General features: G+C 70.1%; 9 protein-coding genes, 1 tRNA gene and 2 rRNA genes. 1 reads left to right on the top strand and 11 read right to left on the bottom strand.

Going from position 1 to position 17,444, the window contains the following annotated elements:
• Positions 1-34 precede the first annotated feature (34 nt).
• The 8 genes from ACZ3IJ_RS00060 to ACZ3IJ_RS00025 form a co-directional block, all read right to left on the bottom strand.
• Entirely contained in the window at positions 35-418 is a 384-nt protein-coding gene (locus tag ACZ3IJ_RS00060; protein ID WP_019889909.1) for a helix-turn-helix domain-containing protein, read from the bottom strand.
• 109 nt (positions 419-527) lie between these two features.
• On the bottom strand, positions 528-1,037 hold the full coding sequence (locus ACZ3IJ_RS00055; RefSeq protein WP_391801093.1) for a CinA family protein: 510 nt from the start codon (positions 1,035-1,037) through the stop codon (positions 528-530).
• Entirely contained in the window at positions 1,034-1,858 is an 825-nt protein-coding gene (gene pgsA, locus ACZ3IJ_RS00050; protein ID WP_467465352.1) for a CDP-diacylglycerol--glycerol-3-phosphate 3-phosphatidyltransferase, read from the bottom strand. Before pgsA ends, ACZ3IJ_RS00055 begins: the two co-directional genes overlap by 4 nt.
• Complete coding sequence (rimO, locus tag ACZ3IJ_RS00045) at positions 1,855-3,345, bottom strand: 30S ribosomal protein S12 methylthiotransferase RimO (RefSeq protein ID WP_467465351.1); 1,491 nt, start codon at positions 3,343-3,345, stop codon at positions 1,855-1,857. The genes pgsA and rimO overlap by 4 nt, the downstream gene beginning before the upstream one ends.
• Positions 3,346-3,418: 73 nt before the next feature.
• The gene (locus tag ACZ3IJ_RS00040; RefSeq protein ID WP_391801090.1) at positions 3,419-4,249 is read right to left on the bottom strand and encodes a helix-turn-helix domain-containing protein; all 831 of its coding nucleotides are present in this window, start codon (positions 4,247-4,249) and stop codon (positions 3,419-3,421) included.
• A 261-nt stretch (positions 4,250-4,510) separates the two neighbouring features.
• Positions 4,511-7,348 carry a DNA translocase FtsK gene (locus tag ACZ3IJ_RS00035; protein WP_467465350.1) on the bottom strand — a complete coding sequence of 946 codons (2,838 nt, stop codon included), beginning with the start codon at positions 7,346-7,348 and terminating at the stop codon, positions 4,511-4,513.
• Positions 7,349-7,475: 127 nt separating this feature from the next.
• Positions 7,476-8,150 carry a response regulator gene (locus ACZ3IJ_RS00030; RefSeq protein ID WP_352191990.1) on the bottom strand — a complete coding sequence of 225 codons (675 nt, stop codon included), beginning with the start codon at positions 8,148-8,150 and terminating at the stop codon, positions 7,476-7,478.
• A 241-nt stretch (positions 8,151-8,391) separates the two neighbouring features.
• Positions 8,392-13,887: a HAMP domain-containing protein gene (locus ACZ3IJ_RS00025; RefSeq protein WP_467465349.1), complete on the bottom strand. Its 5,496-nt coding sequence runs from the start codon at positions 13,885-13,887 to the stop codon at positions 8,392-8,394.
• 268 nt (positions 13,888-14,155) lie between these two features.
• Between ACZ3IJ_RS00025 and ACZ3IJ_RS00020 the strand changes: the two genes are divergently transcribed.
• Positions 14,156-16,807 (top strand): SpoIIE family protein phosphatase, encoded by a 2,652-nt coding sequence (locus ACZ3IJ_RS00020; RefSeq protein WP_467465348.1) that lies wholly within the window; start codon positions 14,156-14,158, stop codon positions 16,805-16,807.
• 260 nt (positions 16,808-17,067) lie between these two features.
• Here ACZ3IJ_RS00020 and ACZ3IJ_RS00015 read toward each other — a convergent pair.
• From ACZ3IJ_RS00015 to ACZ3IJ_RS00005, 3 genes are all read right to left on the bottom strand, one after another.
• Positions 17,068-17,143, bottom strand: a tRNA-Thr gene (locus ACZ3IJ_RS00015).
• A gap of 4 nt (positions 17,144-17,147) precedes the next feature.
• Positions 17,148-17,264: ribosomal RNA gene (gene rrf / locus ACZ3IJ_RS00010) — 5S ribosomal RNA — on the bottom strand.
• An 86-nt stretch (positions 17,265-17,350) separates the two neighbouring features.
• Positions 17,351-17,444: ribosomal RNA gene (locus ACZ3IJ_RS00005) — 23S ribosomal RNA — on the bottom strand; the annotation flags it as partial.

Genomic DNA, 17,444 nt, shown 5'->3' with positions numbered 1-17,444 from the left:
TGGGACACCCTCCGGGGCCTTAGCCCACTTAGCGTCAGGCAGCGACGACGTCCACCGCTTCCGCGGGCGCCTTGATGGTCACCCGCTCGGTGGGCACACCTGCCACCGACGTCACCGACACCGAATTGAGCATCGGGCGTACCGGCGCAGGCACCGGTTCGCTCGCCGCTGCCGACTCGGCCAGTTCGGCCAACGACAGCTCGTCGCTCACTTCACGCATGAGCTCGGACATCCGTACGTCCAGCGCGTCGCAGATCGCGGAGAGCAGCTCGGAGGAAGCCTCCTTCTGCCCCCGCTCCACCTCGGAGAGATAGCCGAGCGAAACTCGGGCGGACGAGGAGACTTCGCGCAGAGTACGGCCCTGGCGCTGGCGCTGCCGACGCAGCACGTCACCCAACAGGCGACGGAGCAGAATCATCGGTGGCTCCCTCCTCGGACCGCGTAGCCGCATCCTTCACGCCCCACCGTACCGCCTCGCGCTGCGGCCGTGCGGGGAGCGATGTCGTGTTCACTCAGGGCTGCAAACATCAATTCCCCCCGTTCTGTTCCGTATCCTGTGCCCGCCCATTTCCCGAGAGTTCGTCGCCGAGCAGTTCCAGCACGCTCCGTACGCTCTCTCTACGGATTTCCGCACGATCGCCGTTCAACCGCAACGCCGCCACTTTCCCGGCCCCTACGGGCCCCGCCACGGCCACGTAGACGGTGCCGACGGGCTGTCCGTCCTGCGGCTCGGGCCCGGCCACGCCGGTCGTCGCGACACCCCAGTCGGCGCCCAGCCGGAGGCGGGCACCGGCCGCCATCTGCAGCGCCACCTCGGGATCGACCGCTCCGCGCTCCGCCAGGAGGGTCCCGTCGACCTGGAGGAGATCCCGCTTGAGGGCCGTGGCGTACGCCGTGACGGACCCGCGGAACGACGCCGACGCCCCTGGTACGGAAGTGAGCTCCGCGGCCACCAGACCGCCCGTGAGGGACTCCGCGGCGGCGAGGGTCTGACCACGCTCCGCAAGCAGCCCCAGCACCCGGGCGGCCGTGCTCATCGCGCCGACCCCGCCGCCGGTCCCTTCGCGGACGTGTCGGAGACCTCGGGCACACCGGGCGCCTCGTCCGCGGGCGCCCCCGCCGGCCCCGGCATCGCACCGGCGGCACTCGCCTGCGGAGACCCGACGACACCCTGCTGCGGAGCACCGGCGGCACCCGCCCCCGCAGCGCGCTCGGCGCGCTCCGCCGCCAGGCCGCGGCGCCGGAGGACGATCGCCTGTCGCACATAATCCAGACCGGTGACGACCGTCAGCACGACGGCCACCGTCATCACCCAGAAGCGCAACGTGGCAAGTGGACCGGTCAGCACCAGCACGTACATGCCGACCGCCGTCCCCTGCGCCAATGTCTTCATCTTGCCGCCGCGGCTGGCCGGAATCACCCCGTGCCGGATCACCCAGAACCGCATCAGCGTGATCCCGAGCTCCCGCGCGAGGATCACGGCCGTCACCCACCAGGGCAGGTCACCGAGCGACGACAGACAGATCAGCCCGGCCGCCATGATCGCCTTGTCGGCGATCGGGTCGGCGATCTTCCCGAAGTCCGTGACCAGGTTGTACGTCCGCGCCAGATGGCCGTCGAAGACGTCCGTGATCATGGCGACGGCGAACGCGGCCCAGGCCCAGGCGCGCCAGACCGGGTCGTGCCCGCCGTCCTGCAGGAGCAGCAGCACGAAGCCGGGCACGAGGACCAGGCGGATCATGGTGAGGATGTTGGCGATGTTCCAGAGGCTGGCCTGGTTGACGGCCGCCGAGCCCAGCTTGCCGCCGGGCGCGGGCCTACCGGTCCCGCCCGTCGCGGATGCCGGGGCTCCCGTCATCTGCCCGCCTCCTCGAAAAGACACTCGGCCACCAGGTCGACGCCTTCCGTGCCCACGACCTTCGCCACGACCATACGGCCGGGAGCCAGGTCCCGGCGCGCGGCGGAGTCCGCGGTGAGAACGACCTGGCCGTCCGTCTCGGGCGCCTGGTGGGCCGCGCGGCCCACGACGCCGTCCTCCTCGTCGATCGATTCGACGAGTACTTCCAGGGTCTCTCCGATCCGCTCCTCCGCACGCTGGGCGGTGAGGTCCTCGGCGAGCCGGGAGAGGTGGGCGAGCCGCTCGTCCACGACGTCCTGGTCGAGCTTCTGCTCGTAGGTGGCGGCTTCGGTGCCGTCCTCGTCGGAGTAGCCGAAGACGCCGATGGCGTCCAGCCGCGCGTGGGTGATGAAGCGTTCCAGCTCGGCGAAGTCGGCCTCGGTCTCGCCGGGGAAGCCGACGATGAAGTTGGACCGGGCACCGGCCAGCGGGGCCTTGCCGCGGATCGTCTCCAGAAGCTCCAGGAAGCGGTCCGTGTCGCCGAAGCGGCGCATGGCGCGCAGGACGGCCGGCGCACTGTGCTGGAAGGACAGGTCGAAGTACGGGACGACCTTCTCGGTCGAGGTGAGCACGTCGATCAGGCCGGGCCGCATCTCGGCGGGCTGGAGGTAGCTGACCCGGACGCGCTCGATGCCGTCGACGGCCGCGAGGTCGGGCAGCAGGGACTCCAGGAGGCGGATGTCGCCGAGGTCCTTGCCGTACGAGGTGTTGTTCTCGGAGACCAGCATGATCTCCTTCACACCCTGCTCGGCGAGCCACCGCGTCTCGTTGAGGACGTCGGAGGGACGTCGCGAGACGAAGGAGCCGCGGAACGACGGGATGGCGCAGAAGGAGCAGCGGCGGTCGCAGCCGGAGGCGAGCTTCACCGAGGCGACGGGGCTGGTGTCCAGGCGGCGCCGGAGCGGGGCGCGCGGCCCGGAGGCGGGCGCGAGGCCCTCGGGCAGGTCCGCCGGCACGTTCTCGGGGGCTTCGGCGGCGCCATGGCCGGGGAGGGCCACGTCGGCGGCGGCCTGCTGGCGCTCCACCGGGGAGAGCGGGAGCAGCTTGCGGCGGTCGCGCGGGGTGTGGGCCTCGACACTGCCACCGCTGAGGATGGTCTGGAGGCGGTTGGAGATGTCGGAGTAGTCGTCGAAGCCGAGCACTCCGTCGGCCTCCGGCAGGGCCTCGGCGAGCTCCTTGCCGTACCGCTCGGCCATGCAGCCGACGGCGACGACGGCCTGGGTCTTGCCGTGATCCTTCAGATCATTGGCTTCGAGGAGGGCGTCGACGGAGTCCTTCTTGGCGGCCTCGACGAACCCACAGGTGTTGACGACGGCGACATCGGCGTCCTCGGCGTTCTCGACGAGCTCCCAGCCGTCCGCTGCCAAGCGGCCTGCGAGCTCCTCCGAGTCCACCTCGTTACGGGCGCAGCCAAGAGTGACAAGGGCGACGGTACGGCGTTCGGGCATGGACTCAAGACTACTTCGTCCCGGCCGTACCCCCGCCGCGCAGGGTTCACCTGCGCGACGGCTGCGCCGAAGGTCACCCGGACTCGGGGGCGCCCTTGGTGTACGAGAGCCGCTCGACGGCGCCCGACTCGAACTTCTCTTCGATCTTCTTGCCGTTCACGAAGAGCTCGATCGGGCCGGCGTTGCCGAGGATCAGGTCGACGCGCTCGTCGTCCTGGAAGGTCTTGGACTCGCCCTCGAGGAGGAGCCCGTCGAAGAGGAGCTTGCCGTCGCTGGCCTTGGCGGAGATCCAGCTCTTGTCGTCGATCGCGGTCAGCTTGACCGTGACCTTGTCCTTCGGGACGGCCGCGATGGCGCTGGGCGCCGGCTTGGTCCCGGGGGTCTTGGTGGGCTTCGTGGTGGGGCTGGTGGTCTTCTTCTCCGGGGCCGGACCCTCGGCGACCGCGCCTGCGCCGCCCTGGGTGTCGTTCCCGCTGAACATGGTGAAGCCGACGAAACCGACGACGGCGACGATCGCGGCCACCATCGCCGCGGTCCAGTTGGGGCGCCGCGGCTCGGGTCGGATGCGTTCCGCCTCGAAGAGCGGCGCCGCGGGGGTCGGCGCGGGCCGGCCGCCGTGCTCGGACTCGTACTGCTCGATCAGCGGCGCGGGATCGATGCCGACGGCACGGGCGAGCGTGCGGATGTGCCCGCGGGCGTAGACATCGCCACCGCAGCGCGAGAAGTCGTCCTCCTCGATCGCGTGCACGATCGGGATGCGGACCCGCGTGGAGGCACTGACCTCGTCGACGGTGAGACCGGCGGCGATCCGGGCCTGCTGGAGTGCACGACCGATCGAATCCCGGTCGTCTGCCGGGGAGTTCCGGTCGTCTTCGGGGGATTCGGGGGAGTTGCCGATGGACACGAGAGCGCCTTTCGAGCGTGTAACCACCTGCTGGACGTTCAGTCTATGGGTGGTACGAAAGGGTGGGGCAACCGGGCGGACGCAGTTTGTACGCCATGAGGCTGGGACATCCTTCTGTCCCTCCCTCCAACTTGACGTACGACCAAGGGAAACGGTTGCCCTGGTTCCCTTACGAGTGAGTCTCGACCCGGTCTCGTTCCGGCGCGCGCCCGGACCCCGGCCCGACCGGCGGACTCACCCGCCCGTCCCGTGTACCCCCGATCAGGCGTCGGACTCCCCGCGGATCACGGCCAGCACCCCGTCCAGCTCGTCCGGCTTGACGAGCACGTCCCTCGCCTTGGACCCCTCGCTCGGCCCGACGATGTTCCGCGACTCCATCAGGTCCATCAGCCGGCCGGCCTTGGCGAAGCCGACGCGCAGCTTGCGCTGGAGCATCGAGGTGGAGCCGAACTGGGTGGAGACGACCAGCTCGGCGGCCTGGCACAGCAGGTCGAGATCGTCGCCGATCTCCTCGTCGATCTCCTTCTTCTGCTTGGTGCCGACGGTCACGTCGTCCCGGAAGACCGGGGCCATCTGGTCCTTGCAGTGCTGGACGACGGTCGCGACCTCGGCCTCGGTGACGAAGGCGCCCTGCATGCGGACGGGCTTGTTCGCCCCCATCGGCAGGAACAGACCGTCACCCTTTCCGATGAGCTTCTCGGCTCCGGGCTGATCGAGGATGACCCGGCTGTCGGCCAGCGACGAGGTGGCGAAGGCGAGCCGCGAGGGCACGTTCGCCTTGATCAGACCGGTGACGACGTCCACCGACGGCCGCTGGGTGGCGAGCACCAGATGGATGCCGGCGGCGCGCGCCAACTGGGTGATGCGGACGATGGCGTCCTCGACGTCACGCGGGGCGACCATCATCAGGTCGGCCAGCTCGTCCACGATCACCAGCAGGTACGGGTAGGTCTTCAGCTCGCGCTCGCTGCCCTCGGGCAGCTTGACCTTGCCGTTGCGGATGGCCTCGTTGAAGTCGTCGATGTGCCGGAAGCCGAAGGCCGCCAGGTCGTCGTAGCGCAGGTCCATCTCGCGCACCACCCACTGCAGCGCCTCGGCGGCCCGCTTGGGGTTGGTGATGATCGGGGTGATCAGGTGCGGGATGCCCTCGTACGCGGTGAGCTCGACCCGCTTGGGGTCGACCAGCACCATCCGGACGTCCTCGGGGGTCGCCCTTATCATCACGGAGGTGATCAGGCAGTTGATGCACGAGGACTTTCCGGAGCCCGTGGCACCGGCGACCAGGATGTGCGGCATCTTCGCCAGGTTGGCCATCACATAGCCGCCCTCGACGTCCTTGCCGAGCGCCACCAGCATCGGATGGTCGTCGCCCGCCGCGTCCGCGAGCCGCAGCACGTCGCCGAGGTTGACCATCTCCCGGTCCGAGTTCGGAATCTCGATGCCGACCGCGGACTTGCCCGGGATCGGCGAGATGATCCGCACGTCCGGCGAGGCCACGGCGTACGCGATGTTCTTCGTGAGGGCCGTGATCTTCTCGACCTTCACGGCCGGGCCGAGCTCGACCTCGTACCGCGTGACCGTCGGACCCCGGGTGAAGCCGGTGACGGCCGCGTCGACCTTGAACTCGGAGAAGACGTTCGAGAGCGCGTCCACGACGGCGTCGTTCGCCGCGCTGCGGGTCTTGCCCGGCCCGCCGCGCTCCAGGAGGTCCATGGAGGGGAGCGCGTACGTGATGTCCCCGGAGAGCTGGAGCTGCTCCGCGCGGGGCGGCAGCTCGGTGTGCTCGGGGGCCGGCTTGGTGAGATCCGGTACGCCTCCGGGAACGCGGCCGGCCTTCGCGCCGCCGCGGGCTGACGGCACCGGCGCGGAGCCCGAGGTACCGGCGGCCTCCTCGGCCCCGTTCGCGGCCTCGGCTTCGGCGGCCTGGGCCGCGGCCGCCGTGGCGGCGACCGCGGCGGCGCGCTCCGCGGTGACGTCCCGGGTCAGGCCGGCGACCAGCGGGGAGGGCGGCATGCCGTTGAGCACGGCGCCGTCGAGCGCCGCCGCCGCCGCGGCGGCGACGTCCACGGCGTCCATGGGCCGGTCGAAGGCGGGCTGCGCCGAGGGGCGGCGAGGGCGCCTGCGCCGGGTGAGCGCCTCCTCCTCCGCCTGGTCCACGTCGTACACCCGGTCCGGTCCGGGCGTCCTGCGCCGGGCGCGCGCGGCGGGCTGCGGGTCGCTCTCGCGCCAGTCCTCGTCGTACGCCTCCCCCTCGGCCTCGGGGTCGTACGCCGGCTCGACCAGACCGAGCTTGGCGCCGAGCTGCCGCAGGCGCTGCGGGATGGCGTTGACGGGAGTGGCGGTGACCACGAGCAGACCGAAGATCGTGAGCAGCACCAGGAGCGGTACGGCGAGGACCTCGCCCATCATGAAGATCAGCGGCTTGGACGCGGCCCAGCCGATGAGGCCGCCGGCGTCCTGCATGGCCTTGGTCCCCTCGCCGCGGCCCGGGGAGCCGCAGGCGATGTGGACCTGTCCGAGGACGCCGATGACGAGGGCGGAGAGACCGATGACGATGCGGCCGTTGGCCTCCGGCTTCTCCGGATAGAGGATCAGCCGGACGCCCATGGCGCCGACGAGCAGCGGTACGAGCAGGTCGAGCCGGCCGAACGCTCCGGTGACGAGCATCTCGACGAGGTCGCCGACGGGGCCGCGCAGGTTGGACCAGGTCCCGGCGGCGACGATCAGCGCGACGCCGAGCAGCAGCAGCGCCAGACCGTCCTTGCGGTGGGCGGGGTCGAGGCCCTTGGCTCCGCGTCCTATGCCCCGGAACATCGCTCCCACTCCGTGAGCGAGGCCGAGCCAGAGCCCGCGCGCCAGCCGGTACACGCCTCCGGTCGGGGACGGCGCGGGCCTGGGCGCCGCCTTCTTGGCCGCGGTCTTCTTCGCGGGTGCGCGCTTCGCGGGCGCGGCCTTCTTCGCCGCGGTCTTCTTCACGGGGGGCTTGGCGGGCGACTTCGCGGGCGCCGCCTTCTTCGCGGCACCGCTCGTACGGCCGGCGCGCGGCTTCGCGGTGCCCGCCGTGCCCTGGGAACCCTTGCCGGACGTACGTGAGGCCATGGTGCTGAGGTTACCGGTGTGAGCCGTGTCGGACACGTGCCCGTCCGGGCTCACCCGTTCGTGTCGAACGTACAGGGGGCCGAAACTGACGCCCGCTCACCACCGGCGGTCGTGACGTGACGTTGCGTCAGCTCTGCGAGGGGAGAACGGGCGGGCCGCCCGCACCGGGCTCCAGGGCGTCCAGGGCCCGCCGCAGCCCGGTGAGCTTGCGCTCCAGGTGTGCGGCCGTGGCGACCGCGGCGGCGTCGGCCGAGTCGTCGTCGAGCTGCTTGGACAGCGCCTCCGCCTGCTCCTCGACCGCCGCGAGACGGGCCGAGAGCTCGGCGAGCAGTCCGGCGGACTCCTTGGCGTGACCCCCGTGACCACCGCCCTCCAGCTGGAGCCGGAGGAGCGCGGCCTGCTCACGGAGCTGGCAGTTCTTCATGTACAGCTCGACGAAGACCGAGACCTTGGCGCGGAGCACCCACGGGTCGAACGGCTTGGAGATGTAGTCGACCGCCCCCGCCGCGTAACCCCGGAAGGTGTGGTGCGGGCCGTGGTTGATCGCGGTCAGGAAGATGATCGGGATGTCACGCGTCCGCTCCCGCCGCTTGATGTGCGCGGCGGTCTCGAATCCGTCCATTCCCGGCATCTGGACATCCAGCAGAATGACCGCGAAATCATCGGTCAGCAGCGCCTTGAGCGCTTCCTCCCCGGACGATGCCCGTACCAGCGTCTGATCGAGCGCGGAGAGAATGGCCTCCAGCGCCAGCAGATTCTCCGGCCGGTCATCGACCAGGAGGATCTTGGCTTTCTGCACCATGCCCCGTCCTCCTCGCCCCGGCAACGGCTCTCCCCGACTCGCCGAGCCGGGGGAAGCACCGGGCGCCGCCCCAGAAGACGACTCCCATGCGCCGTCCGTCCTTGTGCCGGTCATGGTAGCCGCACCCCGCCTGTCGCCACACCCTGTCACCACGATGTCACTGTGCACATAGCAGAAACGTGGTGAGAGACCAGAAGGTTCCCCGGATCCAGCCCTCTCACACGCCCGCGGCCACAGTCCGTCAACAACCCCCCGTTCCGTTTCCGCGCATCCACTCCTCCATCACGGACAGCAGGTGATCGGGGTCGACCGGCTTGGTGACGTAGTCGGAGGCACCCGACTCGATCGCCTTCTCCCGGTCGCCCTTCATCGCCTTGGCGGTGAGCGCGATGATCGGCAGTCCGGCGAACTGCGGCATCCGGCGGATCGCCGTCGTCGTCGCGTATCCGTCCATCTCCGGCATCATGATGTCCATCAGAACGACCGTCACGTCGTCGTGCTGCTCCAGCACCTCGATGCCCTCACGGCCGTTCTCCGCGTACAGCACCGCCAGGCCGTGCTGCTCCAGGACGCTGGTGAGCGCGAAGACGTTACGGATGTCGTCGTCCACGATCAGCACCTTCTCGCCGCCGAAGGTGAACGTGCGGCGCGGCTCGGACTCCACGCGGTCGTCCTCGGCCGCCTGCTCGGCCTGTGCCACCCTCCCGGGCTGCCCCGGCAGCGCCGGCCGCTCCTCGGCACCGGCCTGGACCGCCTTGCGACGGTGCCGGAACAGCGCCCCGGCGCCGGAACGCAGGTCGGCCGCCTTGGACGTCGGCGCGAAGCCCGACCCGGACTCGTCGGCCGAGCCGTCCTCCAGGCCCTGCCGCGGCCCCATGGGGTCGGGCTCCCCCGCCCCGTAGCCGTGCGGCGGCAGCTCGACAGGGCTCAGCGGCAGGTAGAGCGTGAACGTCGAGCCGCGGCCCGGCTCGCTCGCCGCGTAGATCTCGCCGCCGAGGAGCCGGGCGATCTCCCGGCTGATCGACAGCCCCAGGCCCGTACCGCCGTACTTGCGGCTGGTCGTGCCGTCCGCCTGCTTGAACGCCTCGAAGATGACCCGCATCTTGCCCGCGGCGATCCCGATGCCGGTGTCCGTCACCGAGAAGGCGATCAGCTCGGCCTCCGGGTCGCGCAGTGAGCCGGACTCCAGGAGCTGCTCCCGGATCGACTGCGGCACATCCGTCCCGGCGGGCCGGATGACCAGCTCCACCGCGCCGGAGTCGGTGAACTTCACCGCGTTGGAGAGCAGGTTGCGCAGCACCTGGAGCAGACGCTGCTCGTCGGTGTGGAGCGTGGCGGGCAGCTCGGGCGAGACGCGGACCGAGAAGTCGAGCCCCTTCTCCGCCGTCAGCGGCCGGAACGTCGCCTCCACGTAGTCGACGAGCTGGACGAGTGCGATACGGGTGGGCGAGACGTCCATCTTGCCCGCTTCGACCTTGGACAGGTCGAGGATGTCGTTGATCAGCTGGAGCAGGTCGGAGCCCGCGCCGTGGATGGTCTCGGCGAACTCGACCTGCTTGGGCGAGAGGTTGTGGTCCGCGTTGTCGGCGAGCAACTTGGCCAGAATCAGCAGCGAGTTGAGCGGGGTGCGCAGCTCGTGCGACATGTTCGCCAGGAACTCGGACTTGTACCGCATCGAGACGGCGAGCTGTTCGGCCCGCTCCTCCAGGACCTGCCGGGCCTCCTCGATCTCGGTGTTCTTCACCTCGATGTCCCGGTTCTGCCGGGCGAGCAGTTCGGCCTTCTCCTCCAGCTCGGCGTTGGAGCCCTGGAGCTCCTTCTGCCGGTGCTCCAGCTCCGCCGAGCGCTCGCGCAGCTGCTCGGTGAGCTCCTGCGACTGCTTCAGCAGCACCTCGGTCTTGGTGTTGACGCTGATGGTGTTGACGGTCGTCGCGATCAGCTCGGCGAGCTGGTTGAGGAAGTCCCGCTGGATCTGGGTGAACGGCTGGAAGGAGGCCAGCTCGATCACGCCGAGCACCTTCCCCTCGAAGAGGACGGGGAGCACGATCACATGCGCAGGGGCGGCCTCGCCGAGGCCGGAGGAGATCTTCAGATAGCCCGGCGGAACATTGACCTGAATCGTGCGCTTCTCCTCGGCCGCCGTCCCGATGAGCGTCTCGCCCGGGCGGAACGAGGTGGGCATGGAACCGGCGGAGTAGCCGTAACTGCCGCGCATCCGCAGCTCGTACGAGCCCTCCCCCTGGCCGCCCAGTTCGGGGCTGACCGTCGACGAACCGCTCGGCACGGCCACGAAGAAGGCGCCGTGCTGGGCGGAGACCACCGGGGTCAGCTCGCTCATGATGAGCGAGGCGACGTCGTCCAGATCGCGCCGGCCCTGCATCAGACCCGAGATACGGGCCAGGTTGCCCTTGAGCCAGTCCTGCTCCTCGTTGGCGAGGGTGGTGTCGCGCAGGTTGGCGATCATGGTGTTGATGTTGTCCTGGAGTGCCTGGATCTCGCCCGCGGCGTCCACTCCGTCGATCTTCAGGTTCAGGTCGCCGCGGGTCACCGCGGTGGCCACGGCCGCGATCGCGCGCACCTGCCGGGTCAGGTTTCCGGCCATCTCGTTCACGGACTCGGTCAGGTCCCGCCAGGTGCCGTCGACGTCACGGACCCGGGCCTGGCCGCCGAGCTGCCCGTCCGTGCCCACCTCGCGGGCCACGCGCGTGACCTCCTCGGCGAAGTTGGACAGCTGGTCGACCATCGTGTTGATGGTGTTCTTCAGCTCCTGGATCTCGCCGCGGGCGTCGATGTCGATCTTCTTGGTGAGATCGCCCTTGGCGATGGCGGTGGTGACCGTGGCGATCTGGCGCACCTGACCCGTCAGGTTCGAGGCCATGGAGTTCACCGACTCGGTCAGGTCCTTCCAGGTACCCGAGACACCCGGGACCCTTGCCTGGCCGCCCAGTTCACCTTCCGTACCCACCTCGCGGGCGACTCGCGTCACCTCGTCCGCGAAGGACGACAGGGTCGTCACCATCGTGTTGACGGTGTCGGCGAGCTCGGCGACCTCGCCCCGCGCCTCGACCGTCACCTTCTTCGTCAGATCGCCGTTGGCGACAGCCGCCGAGACCCGGGAGATGTTCCGCACCTGACTCGTCAGGTTGTTGGCCATCAGGTTGACGTTGTCGCTCAGGTCCTTCCACGTTCCGGTGACCCCGCGCACCCGCGCCTGACCGCCGAGGATGCCCTCCGTACCCACCTCACGGGCGACTCGCGTCACCTCGTCCGCGAAGTTGGACAGCTGGTCGACCATCGTGTTGACGGTCGTCACCAGCTCCAGGATCTCGCCCTTGGCGTCGACGGTGATCTTCTTCGACAGATCGCCCTTGGCGACCGCGGTCGTGACCTCGGCGATGTTGCGCACCTGACTGGTCAGGTTGTTCGCCATGAAGTTCACGGACTGGGTGAGGTCCTTCCAGGTGCCGGAGACCCCCTGCACCTCGGCCTGACCGCCCAGGATGCCCTCCGTACCCACCTCACGGGCCACCCGGGTCACCTGCTCCGCGAAGCTGGAGAGCTGGTCGACCATCGTGTTGAGGGTGTTCTTCAGCTCCAGGATCTCGCCGCGCGCGTCCACGTCGATCTTCTGCGACAGGTCACCGCGCGCCACCGCCGTCGCGACACCCGCGATGTTGCGGACCTGGGCGGTGAGGTTCCCGGCCATGCCGTTCACCGAGTCGGTCAGATCGCGCCACACACCGGCGACGCCGGGCACCTGCGCCTGGCCCCCGAGCCGGCCGTCCGTACCCACCTCACGGGCCACCCGGGTCACCTGCTCCGCGAAGGCGGAGAGCTGGTCGACCATCGTGTTGATGGTGTTCTTCAGCTCCAGGATCTCGCCGCGCGCGTCCACGTCGATCTTCTGCGACAGGTCACCGCGCGCCACCGCCGTCGTCACCTGGGCGATCTGCCGCACCTGGGACGTCAGGTTGCCGGCCATGAAGTTGACGGAGTCGGTGAGCTCCTTCCACGTACCGGAGACGCCGTCGACCCGCGCCTGACCGCCGAGGCGGCCCTCCGTGCCCACGTCACGCGCCATGCGCGTCACCTGGTCGGCGAAGTTCGAGAGCTGGGACACCATCGTGTTGACGGTGTTCTTCAGCTCCAGCATCTCGCCGGCCACGTCGACGGTGACCTTCTGCGAGAGGTCACCGTTGGCCACCGCCGTCGTCACCTGCGCGATGTCCCGCACCTGACCCGTCAGGTTCCGGAACGCCGTGTTCACCGAATCGGTGAGGTCCTTCCACGTGCCCGCCGCGCCCGGGACGTGCGCCTGGCCGCCGAGCAGACCCTCGACACCGACCTCCCGCGCGACCCTCGTCACCTCGGAGCCGAAGGCGGACAGCTGGTCGACCATCGTGTTGACGGTGTTCTTCAACTCCAGCATCTCGCCGGCCACGTCGACGGTGACCTTCTGCGAGAGGTCACCGTTGGCCACCGCCGTCGTCACCTGCGCGATGTCCCGCACCTGCGTGGTGATGTTCCGGAAGACGGTGTTGACGGAGTCGGTCAGGTCCTTCCAGGTACCGGCCGCGCCGGGCACCTGCGCCTGGCCGCCGAGCACACCCTCGGCACCGACCTCGCTCGCCACCCGGGTCACCTCGTCGGCGAACGTCCGCAGCGTCTCGGTCATCTGGTTGATGGTGTCCGCGAGCTGCGCGACCTCGCCGCGCGCGCTGACGGTGACCTTCTGCGACAGGTCGCCGTTGGCGACCGCCGTGGTCACCTCGGCGATACCCCTCACCTGATTGGTGAGGTTTCCCGCCATCGTGTTGACGGAGTCGGTGAGGTCCTTCCACACACCGCCGACCCCGGCGACCTCGGCCTGACCGCCCAGCTCGCCCTCGGTACCCACCTCGCGCGCGACCCGGGTCACCTCGGAGGAGAAGGAGGACAGCTGGTCCACCATCGTGTTGACGGTGTTCTTCAGCTCCAGCATCTCGCCGGCCACATGGACCGTGACCTTGTTGGACAGGTCACCCCGGGCCACGGCCGTCGTCACGAGAGCAATGTCACGTACCTGCGCCGTCAGCCGGTACGCCATCGTGTTGACCGAATCCGTGAGGTCCTTCCACGAACCGGACATACCGCGCACCTGGGCCTGGCCGCCCAGGATGCCCTCCGTACCGACCTCCAGTGCGACCCGCGTCACCTCGTCCGTGAACGCGGACAGCTGGTCGACCAGGTTGTTCACCGTACGGGCGACCTTCAGGAACTCCCCGCGCAGCGGGCGTCCGTCAGGGCCGTCCGAACGCAGGTCCATCCGCTGACCGAGGTCGCCCTCGGCCACCGCCGACAGAACCCGCCCCACCTCCGAGACCGGCCGCGTCATGTCGTCGACCAGCGCGTTCGCATGCTCGATCGCCGCCAGCCAGGCACCCTCGCTGGGACCCGCCTCCAGCCGCTCCGACAGCTTGCCCTCGCGCCCCACCATGCGCCTGACCCGCGACAACTCGCCGGTCAGATGCATCTGCCGGTCGGCGACCTCGTTGAAGACGGCACAGATCTCGGCCATCACCCCGTCGCCGGACACGGTCAGCCGCTTACGGAAGTTCCCGTCCCGCATCGAGACCAGGGCCGCGAGCAGCCGGTCCATGGCCGCAGCGTCCACCTGAACCGTCCCGCCGCCCCGGGGCCGCCCGCCCTTCGCGCGCGTAGTGCCACCGCCGCGCCGCGCCGCCGTGCCAGACTCCACCGTGTCCCTCCCGAAGGGGTTGACCGTTCTGCCCGGGCCGTCACCACAAGCCTGCCCAGTGTTTCACCGCTGGCGAACCTGGCGATAACAGTTCGGCAGCTTCGCATAGCGTCCCCACCCTCGGGGGACGGAAACAGCGGCGACCGGCATCCGCTCGGACAGCGAAGGTAAGTAACCTGGCATCCGGCTGTCCAACCGCCCCCGTCCGCCCGGCAGGGGCCGGGTGGCGCGAAACGACCACCGGGCAGCGGGAGGGACAGGACCGACCATGGCGGAGCCGGGCGTCGAGACGCGTACGAGGAGTTCTGTGATCACCGCGCGGGCGGCTGCCACCTTCGACCCCGTAGGGCGGTCCGTGGCGACCGCCCGGGCCTTCGTCCGGGACACCCTCCAGGGCTGGGGATACGCCGAGGTCGTCGACGACGCCGTCGTCCTCACCAGCGAACTCGTCACCAACGCCGTCATCCACGCCGGCACGGCGGCCGACGTCCTCTGCCTGCGGAGCGAGGACGGGATCCGGGTCGAGGTGGCCGACCGCTACCCCGAGCGCGAGATCCCCCTCCAGGGCGGACGCACCGTCGCCCACCCGGACCGCGAGAACGGCCGGGGCCTCCTCCTGTGCGCCGCCCTCGCCGCCCGCTGGGGAGTCGAGTACACCCCGACGCACAAACGTGTCTGGTTCCAGCTCGACCTCCCCGAACGCACGATCGGCACCCGCTCCGCGGGACCGGTCCTCCCCGACGCCCTCCTCCCCACCGCCGACAGCCGCGTCCGCGTCGCCGTCGCCCAGATCGACCGCGGCGGAGCCATCACCGCCTGGAACGAGGACGCCGAGGAGCTCTTCGGCTACGCCGCCGAACAGGTCACCGGCAAGCCGCTCGGCGACCTCGCCGCCTGGCCCCACACCCCCGGCATCAGCACCGGCCTCGCCGAGGCCCTGCGCCTCTCCCGCTGGGAGGGCAGCTACGGCATCCGCTGCGCCGACGGCCGCGTCATCCCCGTCTACGCCTCCCACCTCCGCGTCCGCGACACCGCGGGCGAGCCCTCCACGGTCTGTCTGCTGGTACGGGAGTACGAACGGGCCGTCCTCCAGACCCCGCACCGCCCCGCGGTCTCCGACCCCGGCGCCGAGAACCGGTCCACGGACCCCTTCGAGGTCTTCATCGGCTCCCCGGCCCCCGACGACCTCGACGGCCTCCTCCAGCGGACCGTCGAGCGCGCCCGCGACATGCTCGACGGCGACGCCGCGTTCCTCCTGCTCGCCACCGACGACGAGACCGAACTCGAGGTACGGGCGACCACCGGCCTCCCGTCGGCCCGCCAGCGGTTCGCCCGCGTCCCCGTCGAGACCGGCGCCAGCCGCTACGGCTCCGCCAGGATGCCGGCCGTCCACGAGGACCTGGCCGCCGTCCCCGGAGCCGTCCCCCTCCTCGAAGGCACCGGCATGCGCTCCGTCGTCACCGTGCCGCTCAAGGTGGAGGGCCGGCTCACCGGTTCCCTCGGCGTCGCCGCCGAAGGCTCCAACCGCTACTCCAACGAGGAGGCCCTGCGCCTCCAGTTCGCGGCCGACCGCATCGCGCTCGCCGTCGAGTCGGCGCGCCTCGGCGAGCTCGAACGACTCCGCCGCGGCTCCCTCAGCTTCCTCGTCGAGGCCTCCGACCTGCTCGCCGGCACCCTCGACCGCGACCAGACCCTGGCCCTCATGGCCCAGATGACCGTGCCGACGCTCGCCACCTGGTGCGCCGTCTACACGATCGCCGACCAGGCCTCGGACCCGTACCTCTCCTACGTCCTGCACGAGGACGAGGACCGCATCGACGGCCTGAAGGCCCTCCTGTCCTCGATCGCCCCGCCGGACCCGGTGCCCACACTCGGCGCCCGCGTCTGGTCCGCGCCCGGCGAGGCCGCCCACCGGGCCGCGCTCTCCACCTCCAGGCGCGAACTCGGCCACGGCAGTGGCCCGTTGTCCTCGGGCATCGACACGACACTCGCCACCGCCTCCGCCGTCGGCGGCGAGACGGTGGTCCTGCCGCTGGTCGCCCGCAACCGCGTCATCGGCATGCTGACCCTCGGCAAGCCCTCCGACGACCACTTCCGCCAGGAGATCCTGGAACTCGCCGAGGACCTCTCACGCCGAGCCGCCCTCGCCCTGGACAACGCCCGCCTCTACTCGGAGCGCATGGCGATCAGCCAGTCCCTCCAGCGCAGCCTGCTGCCGCCCGGCCTCCCCCAGATCGACGGCGTCGAGGTCGAGGTCATCTACCGGGCCGCCGGCGAGGGCAACGAGGTCGGCGGCGACTTCTACGACCTCTTCCCCATCCGCGACAACGCGTACGGCTTCGCCATCGGCGACGTCTGCGGCACGGGCCCGGAAGCGGCGGCCGTCACGGGTCTCGCCCGGCACGCCCTGCGCCTCCTGGCCCGCGAGGGCTTCGGCGGACCCGCCGTCCTGGAACGCCTCAACGCGGCCATCCTCGACGAGGGCGCCCGCAGCCGCTTCCTGACGCTGCTGTACGGCGAGATGTGGCCCCAGGAGGACGGCTCCGCGATTCTCAAGGTCGTCTGCGCCGGCCATCCGCTGCCGCTGCGCCTGCGGCAGGACGGCACGGTCGTCCCGGCCGCCGATCCCCAGCCGCTCCTCGGAGTCCTCGACGACTTGGAGCTGTACGAGCAGACCATCACCCTCGAACCGGGCGACGTCCTCCTCTGCGTCACCGACGGCGTCACCGAACGCCGCGAGGGCACGAGGATGCTCGGCGACGACGGCCTGATCGAAGTCCTCAAGACCTGTACGGGCCTGACGGCCGGCGCGGTCGCCGCCCGTATCCTGCGTGCGGTCGAACGCTTCGCCCAGGAGCCCGCGTCGGACGACATGGCGATCCTGGCGATGCGCCTCCCGGAACCCATCGACACCGACTGACGACAGGCTCTCCGGCCTCTCCCACCCCGCCCTCAGCCCTCCCCGGCGTCCCGGCGCCGGCGGAGCGCCCGCCCGGCGACCGGCCGGCGCGAGCCCGCCCTTCACCGAACTGGCCCGGTCCAGGGTCTCGTTGCCGAGACTCCTGGACCGCCGCGGCGTCGGCCAGAGCGGCCGGGTTGCCCACCGAAGCGGGCTTCTGTCATTCGGACAGAAACAGAAAAAGGCCCCCGCCATGAGGCGGGGGCCTTTTTCTGTTTCACTGGAGCCCTTTAACGGAATCGAACCGTTGACCTTCTCCTTACCATGGAGACGCTCTACCGACTGAGCTAAAAGGGCGGGAGTTCGGCGGCGTCCTACTCTCCCACAGGGTCCCCCCTGCAGTACCATCGGCGCTGAAAGGCTTAGCTTCCGGGTTCGGAATGTAACCGGGCGTTTCCCTAACGCTATGACCACCGAAACACTATGAAGTTGAACCGCCGCGCCCCTGACCAATAGGGGGGCGTGTTCGTTACTTCAGAACTAACACAGTGGACGCGAGCAACTGAGGACAAGCCCTCGGCCTATTAGTACCGGTCAGCTCCACCCATTACTGGGCTTCCACATCCGGCCTATCAACCCAGTCGTCTACTGGGAGCCT

It is taken from the genome of Streptomyces sp. NPDC013317, assembly GCF_055563155.1.
This window is presented reverse-complemented; position numbering and strand designations above follow the sequence as displayed.

Bases quoted from the DNA above. Each gene is read 5' to 3' on its own strand.
- ACZ3IJ_RS00060 (WP_019889909.1), bottom strand. From the start codon at position 418: ATGATTCTGCTCCGTCGCCTGTTGGGTGACGTGCTGCGTCGGCAGCGC.
- ACZ3IJ_RS00055 (WP_391801093.1), bottom strand. From the start codon at position 1,037: ATGAGCACGGCCGCCCGGGTGCTGGGGCTGCTTGCGGAGCGTGGTCAG.
- pgsA (WP_467465352.1), bottom strand. From the start codon at position 1,858: ATGACGGGAGCCCCGGCATCCGCGACGGGCGGGACCGGTAGGCCCGCG.
- rimO (WP_467465351.1), bottom strand. From the start codon at position 3,345: ATGCCCGAACGCCGTACCGTCGCCCTTGTCACTCTTGGCTGCGCCCGT.
- ACZ3IJ_RS00035 (WP_467465350.1), bottom strand. From the start codon at position 7,348: ATGGCCTCACGTACGTCCGGCAAGGGTTCCCAGGGCACGGCGGGCACC.
- ACZ3IJ_RS00030 (WP_352191990.1), bottom strand. From the start codon at position 8,150: ATGGTGCAGAAAGCCAAGATCCTCCTGGTCGATGACCGGCCGGAGAAT.
- ACZ3IJ_RS00020 (WP_467465348.1), top strand. From the start codon at position 14,156: ATGGCGGAGCCGGGCGTCGAGACGCGTACGAGGAGTTCTGTGATCACC.